This is a genomic window from Chryseobacterium sp. Tr-659 (assembly GCF_011752975.1).
GTDB lineage: Bacteria > Bacteroidota > Bacteroidia > Flavobacteriales > Weeksellaceae > Chryseobacterium.
This window is the reverse complement of sequence record NZ_VWWP01000008.1, coordinates 114,385-132,685: the sequence shown is the minus strand read 5'-3', so window position 1 is coordinate 132,685 and position 18,301 is coordinate 114,385. Positions and strand designations below refer to the sequence as shown.

At 29.5% G+C, this 18,301-nt stretch carries 13 protein-coding genes; 5 read left to right on the top strand and 8 right to left on the bottom strand.

What is annotated here, in order from left to right:
• Positions 1-203: 203 nt before the first annotated feature.
• From F3J23_RS17030 to F3J23_RS17010, 5 genes are all read left to right on the top strand, one after another.
• Positions 204-4,853: a DUF5977 domain-containing protein gene (locus F3J23_RS17030; RefSeq protein WP_167031743.1), complete on the top strand. Its 4,650-nt coding sequence runs from the start codon at positions 204-206 to the stop codon at positions 4,851-4,853.
• Positions 4,854-5,372: 519 nt separating this feature from the next.
• Positions 5,373-9,260 (top strand): leucine-rich repeat domain-containing protein, encoded by a 3,888-nt coding sequence (locus F3J23_RS17025; RefSeq protein ID WP_167031741.1) that lies wholly within the window; start codon positions 5,373-5,375, stop codon positions 9,258-9,260.
• A 423-nt stretch (positions 9,261-9,683) separates the two neighbouring features.
• Positions 9,684-11,123 carry an SIR2 family protein gene (locus F3J23_RS17020; RefSeq protein WP_167031739.1) on the top strand — a complete coding sequence of 480 codons (1,440 nt, stop codon included), beginning with the start codon at positions 9,684-9,686 and terminating at the stop codon, positions 11,121-11,123.
• A complete protein-coding gene (locus tag F3J23_RS17015) occupies positions 11,123-11,818 on the top strand; it encodes a TIR domain-containing protein (protein ID WP_167031736.1) in 696 nt (231 codons plus the stop codon). Before F3J23_RS17020 ends, F3J23_RS17015 begins: the two co-directional genes overlap by 1 nt.
• A 2-nt stretch (positions 11,819-11,820) precedes the next feature.
• Positions 11,821-12,402 carry a toll/interleukin-1 receptor domain-containing protein gene (locus F3J23_RS17010; protein WP_167031734.1) on the top strand — a complete coding sequence of 194 codons (582 nt, stop codon included), beginning with the start codon at positions 11,821-11,823 and terminating at the stop codon, positions 12,400-12,402.
• Positions 12,403-12,415: 13 nt separating this feature from the next.
• Here the strand turns inward: F3J23_RS17010 and F3J23_RS17005 are convergent, their stop codons facing one another.
• From F3J23_RS17005 to F3J23_RS16970, 8 genes are all read right to left on the bottom strand, one after another.
• Positions 12,416-13,387 carry a nucleotide kinase domain-containing protein gene (locus F3J23_RS17005; protein ID WP_167031732.1) on the bottom strand — a complete coding sequence of 324 codons (972 nt, stop codon included), beginning with the start codon at positions 13,385-13,387 and terminating at the stop codon, positions 12,416-12,418.
• A 53-nt stretch (positions 13,388-13,440) separates the two neighbouring features.
• Positions 13,441-14,028: a nucleotide pyrophosphohydrolase gene (locus tag F3J23_RS17000; RefSeq protein ID WP_167031729.1), complete on the bottom strand. Its 588-nt coding sequence runs from the start codon at positions 14,026-14,028 to the stop codon at positions 13,441-13,443.
• On the bottom strand, positions 14,012-14,923 hold the full coding sequence (locus tag F3J23_RS16995) for a dCTP deaminase domain-containing protein (RefSeq protein ID WP_167031727.1): 912 nt from the start codon (positions 14,921-14,923) through the stop codon (positions 14,012-14,014). The genes F3J23_RS17000 and F3J23_RS16995 overlap by 17 nt, the downstream gene beginning before the upstream one ends.
• 1 nt (position 14,924) lies before the next feature.
• Positions 14,925-15,554, bottom strand: coding sequence for a hypothetical protein (locus tag F3J23_RS16990; protein ID WP_167031726.1), 630 nt, complete (start codon positions 15,552-15,554; stop codon positions 14,925-14,927).
• Between the two features lie 7 nt (positions 15,555-15,561).
• Positions 15,562-16,050: a TIR domain-containing protein gene (locus F3J23_RS16985; protein ID WP_167031723.1), complete on the bottom strand. Its 489-nt coding sequence runs from the start codon at positions 16,048-16,050 to the stop codon at positions 15,562-15,564.
• A 254-nt stretch (positions 16,051-16,304) separates the two neighbouring features.
• Complete coding sequence (locus F3J23_RS16980; protein ID WP_167031721.1) at positions 16,305-16,592, bottom strand: hypothetical protein; 288 nt, start codon at positions 16,590-16,592, stop codon at positions 16,305-16,307.
• Positions 16,593-16,770: 178 nt separating this feature from the next.
• The gene (locus F3J23_RS16975; protein WP_167031718.1) at positions 16,771-17,394 is read right to left on the bottom strand and encodes a hypothetical protein; all 624 of its coding nucleotides are present in this window, start codon (positions 17,392-17,394) and stop codon (positions 16,771-16,773) included.
• Positions 17,395-17,694: 300 nt separating this feature from the next.
• The gene (locus F3J23_RS16970) at positions 17,695-18,210 is read right to left on the bottom strand and encodes a hypothetical protein (RefSeq protein ID WP_167031716.1); all 516 of its coding nucleotides are present in this window, start codon (positions 18,208-18,210) and stop codon (positions 17,695-17,697) included.
• Positions 18,211-18,301 lie beyond the last annotated feature (91 nt).

The window sequence follows — 18,301 nt, the reverse complement described above, 5'->3', positions numbered from 1 at the left end:
TCACATTGGACCAATAATCCCATTTTTGTTTACTCTAAATGTTTACTTTTTTCAGCACATTATTTTTTAGATCAGAGACTTACTAAAATAAAGGAATTGAAGTAAAAAGCTTTATTTTTGCATTGCTTACAGGGAATGATGAAAATTAAGTTCATTTTTCCGCAATCAATTAAGTTTAAGTAAGTTTTAAACAAGCTAATACCATGATAAACAAAATTTTAGTGAAACCTAAAATACAACCAACCGCTCCATTTAGAGCAAAAATCAACAATAGCAGCGTAAATAAAAACTGGAAAAGAATACTACTTTTAAGTGCCTCTTTACTGATTTATAATGTACATGGGCAAACTTCGGACTTCCAAACCAAGACTATTGACATCAAATCTCCGCAGAGTTATGAAATGGAAAGATTCGGAAATACTCCGGTTAATCTTTATTCCGGAAGTGTTGACGTAAGTGTTCCGGTATACTCTACTGAAATACCGGGAACCGGCGAAAACTTCAACATCAATTTAGCTTATAATTCTTCAGGATTTATTCCTGCCAAACAATCTAATTATGTAGGTCTGGACTGGTTCCTCAACTATGGAGGAGCTATTACCCGCACGATCAGAAATTTTCCGGATGATGTAAAACACAGCCAGTTTACGGAAGGGGATAATACCGGAGGGGGATATCTTGCGGGAGCCAGGGCTGTTGCAGGGTTAGGATTGACCAATCAGGACATCTTTGATATACAATATCCACGAACTCTTTTACATACTACTCCTCCTTATACTTATTTTCCATATTTAAGTCCGGAACAAAAAATCGCCAGGTTTTATGAACTAGAACCGGATAAATTTAATTTCAATTTTATGGGGGTATCTGGTTATTTCTATATTGGTATAGATCTAAAACCTGTGGCGGTATCTAATGATCCTAATCTAAAAATAGATATAACGGGACTTTCCATCCAAGCTGATCCTAACGGCATCTGTAAGCCTGACCCTTCCCAGATTGTGATTACTGATGGAAAAGGTAATAAATATTATTTTGGAGGAGACACTGATAATCTGGAAATATCATATGATTTAGGACTTTTAGGCGAAACCCCGATGTATACGCCTTTTTACAATGTGAAGATCATGTCATGGTATCTAACTAAGGTTGAATATATGAATGGGCGAAAGATTGTTATCGAGAATAAAAAATATGGTTCTGACTGGACCACCTTCTGTCATGGCAATTATTTCCCTCCTAGAGACCTTAGTGAAAATCCTAACGGATTAAAACAAGCTTTTTTTGATTTAAATTTTTATGTATCCGGCAAACGTGAAATAAAGCCTGCTAAAACCATGACTAACTATTACGCCGGCCCCGAGAATGAGTTTAAAGGGGGTACAAGTATGAATGTAGTAAAAAAGGTATTTCCTGAAAAAATCACTATTGACAATGTCGCCACCATATTATTTAATTATACGGAGTTCCCAGCCTATACATCTTATGTTGATCATTATGGTTCTCCTTTTGCATACGGATACAAATCTCTTAAATTAAATAAAGTATCGGTATATAATAATCAAAATAAAGAAGTAAAAGCAGTTAACTTCAGCTACAACAGAGTGAAAGATTATTTCTTTCTGTCTTCTGTAGTGGATGGAGATCAAAAATATTCTTTTGATTATTACAAAACTTCCAATCTTCCGGAGCATACCACCCATGGTATTGATTTTTGGGGATATTGGAACGGTAAGCCGGAAAACAATTATCTTACCCCAAGTTATGTCTTCAATAATTCATCACTTACCTCGGATATTGTCGGAGACCAAAGAAATCCTAATCCCGAATTATATGATGTTGCTCTCTTAAGAAAAATAGATTATCCTACCGGCGGATATTCTTCTTTTTATTATGAGCCTCATGCATATTCAAAAACAATCTGGAGAGATATTAATTCTCATTTTTTACAATATCTTAAAAACCAGGCAGGAACTACCGGAGGTGCGAGGATAAAGAAAATTATTGACTTCGACGGAAAAAATCAAAACATCCGTGATTTCAATTATGATAAAGATGCGGATGACGGATCTATTTCAGGAAAAAGCAGTGGTATCAACAACTCATTTTTTTCGTATGTTTATCTGGATTATCCCCAGCTGGATATGATTCTTAACCCTGTCCTTAATATTGTAAGGCCAACTGAATACATCAATAGTTTAAATCCCAATACCTACACCAGCAATCCTGTCAATTATTCACAGGTAAACGAATGGGTGAACAATAAGCTTTATAAAAAGTCTTATTTTTCAGATATAGAGGGTATTCCGGATGCTTTGCCGGACAAGGTCATAAAAAAAGAATATATTTCCAGCACTATTCCGGATTTTGAGATTTATAGAAATTTAACCCTGCCCTATGTGGACTATGGGTATTATAGAGGGAAATTGCTTAAGATCAACTATATGGGAGAACAGGGAATTCCCGTAAAAACAGTTGAAAGCCAATACAATACGATTAAACTCCAGAATAAAGATCAGTTTGTAACATGGGGTTCATTCGAACATCTTATGTACAATCGTTATTATAAGATCAATCTTAATCAGCAACGTCTTACTTCCACAACAACAACGGATTTTCTGAATGGTAATATAATAAAAACAAAAACTGATTATTCTTATGATACGAACCTAACGAATAATCTTCTATCTAAAGAATCAACTTCTACGGATCAGGCAAAATTAAAAACTATTTATAAATATGCCAATGACATTCCTGGTTCAACAGATCTTATTCAGAAAAATTTACTAAGTATTCCTTTAGAGACCACAACTTATAAAAACGATATTCCTGTTTCTAAAACAAAAATGAGTTATTCCAGCAACTGGAGCGGCCATACTACACTTTTACCAAAGCAGGTTCAATCTATTTTACTGAACACCATTAACAGCTCTTCTGAAACATCAGAAAATGAAATGGTTTATGATCAATATGATATTAAGGGAAATCTGTTGCAATATCATACAAAATCCGGAATCAATGTAAGTGTTGTATGGGGTTACAACCAAACTCTGCCGATCGCCAAAATAGAAGGTATAGACTATCTCTCTTTATTGGCATTACCCGGTATGGCTAACATTATTACTGACCTTCAGACTAAATCTGTTGCAGATATAGATGATATCACAGAACAGGCGTTGAGTACTGCTCTTGATAATTTCAGAAAAAACCCGTCACTGGCTAATTATCAGACAACAACATATACCCACAATCCTCTGATAGGTGTTAGCAGCATAACCCCTTCCAGCGGAATCAGAGAGGTATATAAATATAATGCAAGTACTAATAAACTTGAAAAAGTTGTTTCAAAAGAGAATGAGCTTTTAAGAGAATATCAGTATAAATTTCAGCAACCTGCAAGTGGACTGTTCTATAATGATGAAGTGTCCGGTTATTTTATCAAAAATAACTGTCCTAATGGTCTGGTGGGAGACAGATATTTATATGTTGTCCCTGAAAAGAAATACAGTTCTACTATTAGTAAAGATGATGCCTATTTTCAAGCGTTAGCTGATCTAAAAAATAATGGTCAGTCCCAGGCAAACTTATCTGGTAATTGTATACCTGCCACTTGTACTTTCAGTTCCTCAGATGCTATTCCTTATTGGTCTGTAGGGATTTCTAAAATTTCTTCTTCAAAAGTACAATTAACTTTTGATGGGATATTTATCGCTGATGATCTTGTCGTAAAAACCATCTTATCTCAAGGAGTAAAGGTTGGAAAAATAACAGGAGGCTGTGTACCTGCTACGCAACGATACGGGCAGATTACCAGTAGAAATAGGGTATGGAATGTATCTGTTGAACCTAATGGAGACATATTCCTGAAGTTTCTCTATGAAAATGCTGCGAATAGCCCGTCTTCAATTGTCAATTTCACTTTTATTTACGATTTATTTTATTATAGTACAGAACAAAAACAAGGTTTCATCCGAAATAATTGTCCATCGGGAACCACAGCAACAATGTATACGTATGTAGTTCCTGCTAATACATATACATCAGAAATTTCTGTTTCAGATGCCAACAATAAGGCGCTCAATGATATTAATATGAATGGACAAAATTCAGCTAATACCAACTCAGTCTGTCTTTATTTTAATACAGAAAAAAGCCAGACTTTTACTAAAACTTGTCCTCCGGGAGGGTTAGCAAGCTATACCTATATAGTACCTGCCCAAAAATATTCTTCAGATATCAGCCAGGCAGACGCCGATCAAAAAGCTTTGGATGAAATTAATACTAACGGGCAAACTAAAGCGAATGCTATACCGTGTTTTTACAGCGCTGAAAAAAGTAAGACCTTTATCAAAAATTGTCCTCCGGATGCTGTATCAAATACCTATACGTATGTAGTAGAAGCCAAAAAGTATTCTTCAGATATCAGCCAGGCAGATGCTGATCAAAAGGCTATTGATGATATTAATGCCAATGGTCAAATTGCGGCCAATAGCAATCCGTGTGTATTTAACGGTTGTGATATAGCCTCTTTAAATGGAATCACACTTGGGGCCAGTGCTTTTGTAACCCAGCCAAGCTCCGGGCATTTTAAAGCGAATATAAGTATGATTGCCCCTAATAATCTCAACTGGTACAGCAATAGTATGGCAAATATTCCTTCTACCTGCAGACCCAATTCCACCAGAGTCATCGAAAATGTTCTGGAATTTGGTTCAAAAACGTTGTGGAGGGTCACAATTAATACTAATGGAAATATTGTTCTTACACCAAGTGTAACCGACCCCGGGCCAACCCATGGAGGAATGGCAGTGGCCGGTAAAGGCGCATCTTTCAGCTTTGAATATGATCGGTAAATAACTCCATTAGCTTTGGAAAATAATCAACAAAGGGTATTCGAAAAATTCGAATACCCTTTGTTTTTCTAAAATAACTTTCTGAAATTCATCCCCCGAATGTCTGATACAATCACTAAGAAATTGTAGAATTGATATAAAAAAATATCATTTTCTCTACATAGTCAATAATTTTTTTCATTAAAAAAATATAACTGTTTTAGTGATTTTTTAATCAACCTTTTTCAGGACGAGACATTATAATAAAAAAACCGCTCACATTATGTAAGCGGTTGATTTTCTTTGGTCCCACCTGTAATGTCCTCCGTGTATTTATGTGGCATTAGACAGTGTTATATTTACTTTATATCAGCTATTTATAAAAATATTGGAGCTATGTGGAGTGCTGTGGATGTAGATGGGTTTAAGCGTGTTAAAATCTTCATGTGAAATAATAATCCGATTTTAAATATTATCCTAGTCAAGAATTAAGTTAATTTAATAAAAAAATAATAGTTTTACAATAAAGTAAAAACTAACGTGGAAAATCAAATTATTAGAGAAATAGAGAAATATTATAAAATTAAAATTAGTGAAATTAGTGAGGACGAGCACAACAATTATTATGAATTTTATAAAAATGAAAACACCTTTTGTGTAAATTCAAAAAATGAAGTTACAAAGCTAAATTTAAAAGGTAATTCTCTAATAACCTTGAATGGATTAAAGAAAATTGCAAACTCTATTACACATTTGATTTTAGAGTCAACACAAATTCAAGATTTTAAAATTTTAAAAAATTTTAAAAAATTAAAGTCCCTAGATCTTAGTAATAACAAAATTTTTGATATAACACCACTCGATGATTTAGAAAATTTAGAGAGCTTATATCTAGAAAATAACTCTCTAACAGAGATTCCTAAACTAAATCTAATCAACCTAAAGCAGCTTTGGCTGTATTCAAACAATTTAGAAAATATCTCAAACATAGAATTATTTGAGAATCTTGAACTTTTACATTTAAGTGGAAATAACATAATTGATATATCCATTTTATCAAAATTTAAAAATTTAAAAACTTTAGATCTAAGCTTCAATAAAGTTACTGATATTTCAAGCTTATCAAAAATAAAAAGTTGGGAAAATTTAAATATTTCAAGTAATCAAATTGATGACATTTCAGCCTTAAATAAAGTCACAGTAAGCTCAGATTTACTTCTAAGAGATAATAAGATCTTCGACCTTACACCTCTATATTTTTCACTAAAAAATGATAAGATAGGAGTTTTAGACATATTAGAAAATCCATTACAATATCCTCCTATGTCAGCAGCAATTAATGGCAAAAATTCTATCTATAGATGGTTTCAGTATAATCTAGATTTGGCAAAGGAAACAATTAGGATAAGTGATAAAAAAATATTGGATTTAGGAAATCATGGTTTAACCGATTTATCTCTTTTACCTGAATTATTTGAGAATGAAATGGTGGAAGAACTGATTTTAAGTAATCAATATGCAAAATATGATCACAGTGAAAGACAATGGAATAAAATTGAAAATAGTGGTCGTTATCCTAATAATATATCAAACATCCCTTTTTTAATAAAAAAACTAAAGAATTTGAAAATTTTAATAATTGGGGGAGATTGGAAAAAAGGTAGTCATTGGAATAGATGGAGAATTAAAAGTATTTCTAATATTTATAAACTAAATAATTTAGAAGTTTTGAATATTAGCAATAACGAAATTAAAAGTATCACAAATTTAGATAATCTTACTAAACTAAAAACCCTTCATGCCAATAACAATAAAATTACTAATATAAAAAGTTTATCAAAAATTGAAAACCTCGAAGAAATTTATTTGAGTAATAATAAACTAACAAGCGTAGATTTTATAAAAGATTTAAAAAAAATAAAATCAATTGATTTACATGCAAATAAAATAAAAGATTTAAGTCCAATAATTAATATTATAAAAAAAATAGGGATCAACGATAGCAAATGGGATATTAATACAATAAATATAAATGATAATCCTTTAGATGAAATCCTAATTAATATAATAAGAATTAAAGATCAAGGAGAAAAATCAAGAGAAATTGCCAATTATTTCGATCGATATTTTAAAGGAGATACGGTTACGGTTAAAAGAATTAAGTTAATACTTTTAGGTAACACACAAGTTGGAAAGACAACTCTAGCAGATATTTTATCAGGGACAGCTAAAGCAAACGGTGATTCAACACATGGTATTAATTTCTTTAATTTTAAGATTAAAGATATTGAAATTAAAGGTTATGATTTCGGTGGACAAGATTATTATCATAATACACATCATTCTTTTTTTGATGAGAAATCATTATATATTTTAATTTGGGGGAATGGGCAAAAGGACATTTTAAATTTTAATAATCATAACGAAATTTTATTTCCTTTAAATTACTGGCTTGGCAGTCTAAACAAATACGCTTATAAACACAATCTTATTCAAATCTTTTCACAAATACAAAACCTATCAAAGTTAAATTCTATAGATTTATCAGGAATAAAAGATTTTTTTTATCTTATAAATTTTAAAAGTGAACAATTTGCAACTGATAAAGAGTTAAAGGAAAAATTTGAATTATTAGTAGAAAGGCTTAATTACTCAGTTGAAGAATATGTAGATAATTTTATTAAAAAGTCCAGTATCAATTTCAAATACTTAAAAAAAAATCTTAAGGAGGAAAACTATAAATCTAAATTTGGGAGTCTTATTGACGATTTTTCATTCCAAACATATATAGTTCAAAATATTAAGAACGGAAATCAAAAAGAATGGTTAAACAATTTAATGTTAGTTCAAAATTACAAATTTATTAAAGGATTTGAAAACTACAATTTCTTTAAAAATAAAAACGAGCTAAGTACTTTTATAAATAGTATCTCATATGATTTTGTTAAAGAAACTAAGATTTTAAAAATTGACAATGATTTAGCTAAAATTTTTGAAAATGAAAAGAAAAGAGTAATTTTAGAAACTCAGGAAGTCAAATTATTACAAAATGAAATAAAATCATATAGTGACGAAAAGCTAAATTCACTACTTAATGGTTTACATAGCATTCTGGCTTGTTACTATTTTAAAGTTACCCAAGATTTAAAAAATAAACTGGGAAATCATTCTATAAAAAATATAGTAATTATTGATATTGAAAAATTTACAGAATGGATTTACACGATTTTAAATCAGAAAGAAAAAACATATAATAGTCAGAATAAAGAAAACAAGGAATTAACTTTTAAAAATTCAGAAGGATATTTTTCACGAGCACAAGCAATAGATTGGCTTGATGATGATTTTTCAAAATCAAAAATAGATTATCTACTAGCATTTATGCTTGAACATAAATTAATTTTCAAGATGACAAATCATGAATGGTTCTTTGCTCCTAACCATCTTAAAGAAGAGCCATCACAAACAGAAAAACTATTTTTAAATTCTTTTCAAAAACCATTGATTATATATATATTTCATGAATATTTTCATACCTCGATTTTATCTGAAATAATCAATAAATATTTTGACAAGTTATGTCTCGAAAGCAACGAAAATGTATGGAAATACGTTTTATGGAAAAATAAATTGATTTTTTACGAGGAAGAAAATTCTGAAAAGCTTATATATATTTGTTTTGCTATCGATGAAAATAAGCCTACTATTAAAGTAAGCAAGTATAATAACTCTGTTACTGATGATTTCATTTTAGATGTCTGCAAATTTATTGAAAGTTGTATTCAAAGCTATGATTTTCATAAAATGGTAATTACACCAAACGGAAATTATATACCATTTGAAATTATTAATCATAATAGTAAAACGGAAAATAATCATAAAACAAATTTTATTACTTATGAAAATCAGATTTATAGAAAATCAGATTTCAAGATATTTTTAACCAATAAAAAAAATTACGCTATGAAAAAAATTTTCATATCTTATTCAAAGTTCGATGAAGACTATAAAGAAGAATTGGTTGATCATTTAATAACCTTACGAGATGAAGGTAAAATTGATGATTTCAATTGTAATCAAATTGAATTAGGAGATAATTCAGAAGAAGTAATCCAAAAAAAGCTCGAAGAATGTGATTATATGATAGCTTTGATAAGTAGAAAATTTCTTAATACAAAATATATAAGAGAGTTTGAGGTAAAAAAAGCAAAAACATTAGGAAAAAAAATAATTCCTATAATAATCAAACCATGTGATTGGGAATCTAGTATTGTAAGTGAATTTCATGCCTCCTTAAGAGGAAGAATCATTTCAATTGACAATGATCTATATATTGAAGGAAAAGTAAAAGAAATTACAGAAATAGAGAGACAAGGCAATTGGAAATTTGTAATTAATGAATTCAGAAATAAAATTTTAGTTGAATAAATACTCTATCCTTAAAAAGCTATATAATATACTTGACAGGTCAATTATTTTAAACATAGTGTAGAAATCAATAAGTTACTTCGAATAATTTTAATAAAAGTGAATTTCAAAGAGTAACACTGTTATAATGAGATAAAAAACAGTTTAACTTACTTATACCTCACTTTAAGCTTACACCTAAGAATATTCAAGATCTTGTAAAATAGTTTTAAATATTATTTTATCATATGTATTTTATGGTACCTATGTAATGAGATTATACTTTATAATAATCTAATGGGTAATCATATGGAGATATGTAATTAATCTTTTGAAATTACGGAAATCCGTATTATATCTTAATACACTTTTTATACTTTTGAACTATTATATATACAATAGGTTCAACTATTATATTGAAAATAAAAACTAATACTATAAATTATGGATTTTAATAAACCCGAAATTAATGCATTTATTAATGATTATGTTTCTAAATTAAGACAAGGTACCGCAACAATTTTTTTGGGAGCGGGCATGTCAAAAGCTGCTGGGTTCGTTGATTGGAAAGGGCTTCTGCGAGATATTGCAGGAGATCTTGGTTTAAGAATTGATGAAGAAGCAGATTTAATTTCTGTTGCTCAATTTCATAAAAATAAAAATAATAATAGAAACAAAATAGATGAAAAAATAGTAGATGAGTTTACTGATTCTGATGTTGAAACTGAAAATCATCGCATTATAGCTAGGCTTCCTTTTTCAACAATTTGGACAACAAACTATGATGATTTAATTGAAGATGCCCATGAAAAAATACATAAAAAAATAGATGTAAAAAGCGAGGTTGATGATTTATTCATAAACAAAGGTAATAGATCATGTATTCTTTATAAAATGCATGGTGATAAAGATAAGCCAAGTAAAGCTATTCTATTAAAAGAAGACTACGAAAAATACTATTACACACATGAACCATTTATCTCTATCTTAAATTCAGAGCTTATAACAAAATCTTTTTTATTTGTTGGCTTTAGTTTTACCGATCCTAACATTAACTATATATTTGGGCGTCTTACACATAGGTATAGTGATAAAAGCAAAGATCACTATTGCATTATGAAAAAGACTGCGCTAAGTGACTGGGATAATAACACAGAAAAATTCGAATACGAAAAAATAAAACAAGAGCTATTTATTAAAGAGCTAAGCAGATATAGAGTTCAAACTATTCTAATTGAAAACTATGCAGATTTAACGCTATTATTAAAAGAAATCGAAAAGAGATACAACTCGCATTCAGTTTTTATTTCCGGTAGCGCTATCAATTACGGTGATTTCACACAACAAGAAGCTCAAAGTTTTATTCATTTATTATCGAAAGAAATTATTAAAAATAATTTAAATATTGTGAATGGCTTTGGCTTAGGTATAGGAAGTGCCGTAATAAATGGAGCTTTAGACGCTATATATTCAAATCCTAAAAAATTCTCAGAAAGCCAATTAATATTGAAACCATTTCCTCAATTTCCTTCAGGTGGTAAAAATTTAGGAGAACTATGGGAAGAATATAGACAAAATATGATATCAAGAGCTGGTATATCATTGATTGTTTTTGGTAATAAACATGATGGTGATGATATCATAAATGCGGGTGGTGTAAAAAGAGAGTTTGATATTGCAGTTGAAAAAGGTTTGATACCAATTCCTCTATCTTATACAGGCTTTATGGCAAAAGAAATTTTCGATGAAATATCTGGAGACTGGACAAAGTACAATTTAACCGAAGAAATCTATAGGGATATATCAAGACTATCTATCGACAAAAATAATCTAGAGGTATCAGTAAACGAAATCATTCTTATCATAAAAAAAATCGCAAGATAATGGGCAGAAAAATATTTGTTTCATATAAATATGCAGATGAGTTAGTAAAAGATTTAAATAAAAAAAAGCTAGACCTTAATACGTTTAGCTATATTTCTCGAAAAACGAGAGTTCGTGATTATGTTGATCTTTTACAAAATAAGATTGGTAATGAGCATATAAATTTAGGAGAAAAAGATGGCGAAAGCCTAGCAGACTTCTCAGACTCAACAATAGAAACATCCTTAAAATCTAAAATTAGGCAATCATCTGTTACTATCGTTTTAATTTCAAAAGGAATGAAAATCAGTGAAAATGAAAAAGATCAATGGATACCTTGGGAAGTTTCATACTCATTAAGAACAATCCCTTCAGGAAGCCATACTAAGCAGATGAATGCTATATTAGGTATCGTACTCCCCGATGAGCTTGGAACTTACACTTGGTATTACACTTCTAAGCCTGAATGCAATTGTACAACACACCATACGAACAGACTATTTAAAATATTGAAGGATAATACATTTAATATAAAAGAACCTGAATATAGAGAATGTAATGGTTTAAAAATTAATGTAAGCAATGAATCCTCTTTCTTTAAAGTGGTTAAATGGGATGATTTCATGTTTTTATCCGAATATAATACATATATAGATAAAGCTATAGAAATTAAAAATAATAAAGAATTGTATAACATCCACATAAACCTTGACTAATAATGAGCTTTATTTCAGAATCTGAACTTTCACAGTATCGATCGAGAACAAAAACTTTTTCTGCTGATAATATAACTTATCTTAACGAGAGCCAATCTAGAGATAAGACTAAACCAATGATTTTCTTATCTCACAAACACGACGAATATACGATCTTGCAAGATGTAGTGGGCTTCCTTGAGAATGAAGGAATAAATGTATATGTTGATTGGATGGATCCTAATATGCCTGCTTATACTAATGCAGAAACCGCACATAAGTTAAAACAAAAAATAAAAATTGCAGATAAATTTATTCTAGTTGCAACTGAAAATGCGATTAATTCCAAATGGTGTAATTGGGAACTTGGCTTAGGTGATGCTGCTAAATATATTCAACATATAGCTTTAATCCCTATTAATAGAACAAACAAATCATTTAGAGGGTCTGAATATCTATCAATTTACCCTTACATAGATTATGAAAATGGAGATAATAAATATGTAAATGGAAGTTATATTTCTAAGGGTTATTATGTTAAAACACCCTTATCCAATGGCAGACATACCCTTACTCCTTTAAAAGAATGGTTAGCAAAAAAATAGTTTATCCGCTAAGTTATATAATTATCCCCCATTTCGGGGGATAATTATATTTAATAGCAATTTCTTTTGGTTTATAAGTTTGCTTAATCCTAATTCTTTTTGATTTCCCTATAAATTCGGGGTGCTTTACTCTTGAATATTTATCTGTCTCACAAAACAAATTTTGACAATCTATCAGCTGTAATTTTCTATTTCCTAAGTTTTTAAATTCTAATCCCAATCTTTCGAATTCCTTTTCTTGTATTTCAGCTACGTACTTAATTATGTCAGAATAATTATAATCTCCAAAATCTGAAAAACACTTATGGATTCCGTCTTTTGCTCCAGGACCAGCAACAATAAAATCCATTTCGCTGAAATCGATGATATTGCTATAATTAATATCAATCGTTAACTGAAAAGCTAAAAACTCTCCAAATGTTGGCAATGTTTTTAGAATTAAATAGACTTCTTCAATAGACTTAGAATCCTTAATTTTTTCGAATAAATTCCCTTTAATTAATTCTTTCTCTAATAGTTTTAAGTGGTTGTCATGTTTTCTGTCAAATCCGTAAAAACTTTTTCCCGATGCCATGATATAAGCTGCTGAATAAATTGAGTTCTTCATGAACATTTGTTCTTCTAGCAATTGACTTATATTTTTAAAAGAAAAACTTGATAGATCTATTTTACTTAAATGAGATTGTATTATTTCCCAAGTTTCAATTTTATTGAAAATTTTGAATAACAATATTCTCAGCAATAAATCTTTTTCTGAAAAATTATTTTCTTTATATATCACCTCATTTATAAGATATTGACTTACCCTGTCCGATGCTCTATAAGCATTTGTAAATTTATATTTATTTAAAATATCATCATTCGTTAATGGAGCTATTTTATTAATTCTGTTAAAAAATATATTTTGACGCTCGTATGCAAACCTCCAGTAAGTATCAAAAATTTTCGAAGCTGTTGGTCGTTTGCGTTTAGTATAAATATTCATAAATTAAAAATGCTGGTTACACCAGCAATATTAAAATTGTAATTATCAGTATATTATATAACTTGATAATCAATTGTTTTATTTAAAGTATTAAACTTAATTCTACCTCCTTTATTTTTAATTAAGTTACAAAATAATGAATAACCTTTTAATATGGCATTTTCCCATTCATCAATAGTTTTGTTTTTTACTTCAAAGGGATTGGTCATTAATTTAATCAACTCCAATATTGCAGGATCTACTTTATTCATTCCAGAATAAAAATCATTTTTTTTTGCACTATTAAATAACATAAGAGATATTGCTTCTTCTGTTATAATTGCTCTAGCACCATCCTCAACTCTATCAATTAATTTATCACTTTTTCTTTTTCTTTTAAGCATCGCTCGTGTACATGGTGACCAACCCAATAATGTAGCAAATGTATAATGAAAAACATCGTGATATCTGTAACCGTCGTCTATATAAGAATTATCATTAATAATGTCTCCTGCTTGTAAATTAGAGACTGATACTTTCACTTGAGGATATTCTTTTTCATTAATCTCCACAAAATCAACAACAAATTCGTTAGGTATTGTTTCAATACCTAAGAATGGAATCCCTTCGTCTGTATAATGAAATTTATTTTTTATTGACATCTTTCTGTTTTTGTTCTTGTAACCTACTAGAAATCAAACTATCTATCTTATGCAAATATATAGTATCCTTCGTAAAATCACTAACCTTTTTAGTAATTTCTTTTGCTACCTTTTCATCTTCCACTCGTTTCATATATCCCTTTTTATATTGCTCATTATCCCATAATACTTTCAGCCCTATAGCAATAGCTGCGCCAATCACTATACTTCCAATCCAAATTATTCTTTGTAATGAATCTTCAGTTTTAGAAATTTTTTGAGTTATTGTAGAGGAATGTTGTTCTAAAGCCAGTTTAAGCAAATCCTCACTTTTATTTATCTTCTCCAATAGGGCATTAGGAGACGCTAGTTCACCTCTTTTTAAAGCGTCTATATACTCTAATTTTATTGTAGATTGTCCTTGGTGATGATTTTCTTTTTCATTATATTGATCTTTCACTTCAGTAGACTTATCCAATTCGGTAAACCAAATTAAAAAGTAAGGATCCCCTGTTTGTAAGGTTATTGTAGATGGACCAGCATTATATACTGAAAAAAGAAGTCTTCCCCTGAAACCTGGATCAACATGAAAACCTGAAACATTAACTAATCCTTTTAGTTTATTTTTAGCTTTAATAGATATAAATGCTAACATATCCTGAGGGACATTTACAAATTCTTTAGTCATCAGTAATGCAAACTGTCCCGGATTAATCTCAACAGTTCTATTTATTTCTGTTAAATTCTCAATTTTTCGATCTTTATTATCAGTTCTATATGCCTCAACACCTAGTGACAATGCATAACATGCTTGCTCTACTCTACTTTCATCATAACAACTATCACCTTTATCATCCAGAATTATTGATGATCCGGATAATAAGTTTTTTAAACTCTCTGATCCTAAAAATGCCATATTAAATTAATATTTTTAAGTTACTGTGTTGTTTCCAGTTAATTGGATCCCCATTAATACCTTTTTTATGATTGATTAACCATTCAATAAATTTATCTGTTATACTCTCCGGAACTATCTTTTGCCCAATTCCTGTATGACAGGCTTCTAAAAATTCATTTGGAATTTTTAGAGCATTATTCCCAAAATAATAAAAACTATCACTAATCAACACATTTTTACCCTCTATATCTGTTTTCAAATGTTTATCGTTTACACTTCCATTTGAATTAGAATGTGCTGAATTTTCCTGAATCCATTTATCTCCTACTTTATGATAAAAATTATCTCCATACATCGTTACCAAAGATCCATTAACAGTTGGCTTTTTATATTGAAAACGAGGATCTTCCCAATAGCTTTCAAATGGAATAATCTCCGTAATTTTCATTGCGTATATCAAATAGCTGATATAAGGTCGCTTTGCTATATTTTCTAAAGCTTTTGAACCTGTGCCCACAATCCAATCTCCAATATTTAGTTTTTTACTTTTCCTAATATTCGGTTTACATACAGCTAATGTGCAATAATTACCAAAAGGATTTGGCGCTAATCCTAAATCATGGTCAACTACATATGAGTAAATCTTCATAATACATTTATCCACATTTCACCCTATTTATTTCGAATACGTTAGAATAAGATGAACCATCTGAATTCTCAAAAATTGTCTCTTTGCCTGTAATAACCTCTCCCAATTTATCAATTGAATTCCATCCCAAAATTGAATTACCGTATTTCTGCAATGCTTCAGGTATTTTTACACTGTCTTTATTCCCATGTGTGTATATGCCTATAATTTTTTTCCCTTCTGATTGCGCTTTCTTAATTTCGAAATCCACCCATTTTCTTTTATGAGTATCATTGCCAATCAAACATATAAAAGTACTAGCAGCTTTTATTCTTATACTTAAAAGTCTTCTTATTCTTGCATCTGAAGGTCGTCTTCCTGTATGATGTTTTGTACTGTCAACCGAAAAGTTTCTAACTCCAAATCCTTTATCTTTTAATTTAGATTTTAAGGTTTGAACGTGTTTATCATCTTTTACATAATGACTAATAAATATATTATATTTCTTCTCACTCATTTGATTAGTTTTTGATTATTTACTTTTTATACTCCACAGTAAGAAACCATCTTTTAACAAATTTAATAAAAAAGCTTTTGTTTTGAAAATAGATTACAATTATCTAAAAATCAAATAAATATTTAAAACTCAATTTTGTTTATAAAACTTCAATATTAATGCTTCTATACTGCAAGGTATTATTCTTCAACGACAAAACTTGTCGCATTATATTTTATTATCTTACATTTTTATAAAAATGCTTAATTATATAATCAAATGTCTAATTTTCTTTTACATTTTTTTAATTCATCTTCACTAAATAAAGGATGAAATTCTTCTAATAAAGCCAAATATTCTATTGACAAATCTACTCTATCAGCCAAAATTAAATCCCTTAGTCCTAACGTTTCCTTACCATTTATTAATCTCTTCGCTCCCTCAAAATAACCATATTTATCTAATAGAAGCCTCAACTGTCTGAATGAACGAATCTTTTCCATTTCAGATACATTTGTTGCTAACTGTATTTCAAATTTCAATTTTAATTCTGTTATATCCATATAAATATAAGTATTTATCCATCATCAAATATAACAATCATGTTACACAAATAACATATCTTCAAAATTGGAATCACAATGACTGTTACTATATTAATCAAAAAAGCCCTTTTAAAGAGGGCTTATCATATATAGACAAAGAATTAATTTCTTTAAATGATTTAAGATACTTAAATTTTTAAAAAATAAAGTAATCATATTTTCCAAAAGTGTTTTCATTTGAAATACCGTCAGAAACTTTGCATTTAAAGTAATTACATGTAGATGAATCAGTTATTAAATCTCCGACAATCTCATTAGTAGAATTTAAATAGAGCATACTCTTTAAATACTTACTTCCAATTGATTTAATCATTTTTATTTCATTACCATTCGAAGTATGCAATTCTACGATTTGGTTATTATTGGTAGTGTATTTAAATCCATATAATTGTCCGTTTTTTGAAATAGCTAAATTGTCATACCCATAATAGTTAAAAGATTCCGTATTCCCATTCGTAATGTTGATTTTATAAAGGGATTTTGTTGTATTGTTTTCACAGATAATGGTATTTGTGTTTTGTGAGAAAACAAAGTTCTTAAGATAATTGATTCCAACAGATTTTAAGATAGTGATTTCTGTACCAGTGGTTGGATCCAATTCTACGATACTATTATTGTTATTATTGTATTTAAACGCATATAGCTTATTTCCTCCTATAATAAAATCATCATATCCATTGTAGTTATACTTAGAAATTGTTCCATCAGAAACTTTTATTCTGTAAAACTTTTTAGTGTTATCTTCGTTTACTTCACCCAATATTTCATCAGTAATACTGTAATATTTCGCAATTCTTAAATATTGATTTCCTAGATTAGCTATTGTTTTGATCTCACTACCATTACTAGGATTAAGCTAAACAACACTTTTTGTTCCGTTATCTACATATTTGAATGCAAATATTTTTTCTGTGATCGACGTTTGCGATTCATTGATTTCTTCATCAGTAATTTTTGAACAACTGGTTAAAGTGCACATAATCCCAAGATGATAGCTTTCATAGTTTTTGTTTTCATAGTGTAAATTTTAAGATTCATAATTTATTTGTTGTTAGTAATATTATTGTAGGGCGTTCCATTTTTTTGTAATATCAATGGTATCAGTAAAAGTATCTTTGGTGTGATTAATAATGTCCTCTGCTTTAAAATCAAAGATTGCTACTACTTTTTTGATTTTATATTCTTTATAATGTGCGGGAATAAAGTCAGATTCTAAGCCTCCGCGGTCATCTAATTTCCTCATCTGGTTAGGTTTCCATACTTTTTCAGTATCTCCAAAACCAGTAAACATGCCACTATAGTAATCTCTTTCAGTAATAATACTTCCATTTTCCAGCTCAAGTTGAACCTCTAAAGTGGAGTAAACATCATCATAAATATTGGTAGAATTATTTTGAGCTTCTCCTATGAAATTGTACTGGTAAGAATCTCCGTGTCTTTCAAAACTACTTTTGATAGTCTTGGTAATTTTAAACGGACTGGTTTGGATAGGCTGTGAATTGTTTCCTTTGGAATTACAGGAAAGAAGATTTAATACAATCAGCAGAACAAAAGATTGTGTAGTTGTTTTTCTCATAATTGTTTGTAATATTTAATTTGCTACAAATATCTATAAAAAAACACAAACACTCGTATATATACGTGTGAATATTTTTACAGCAATTGTT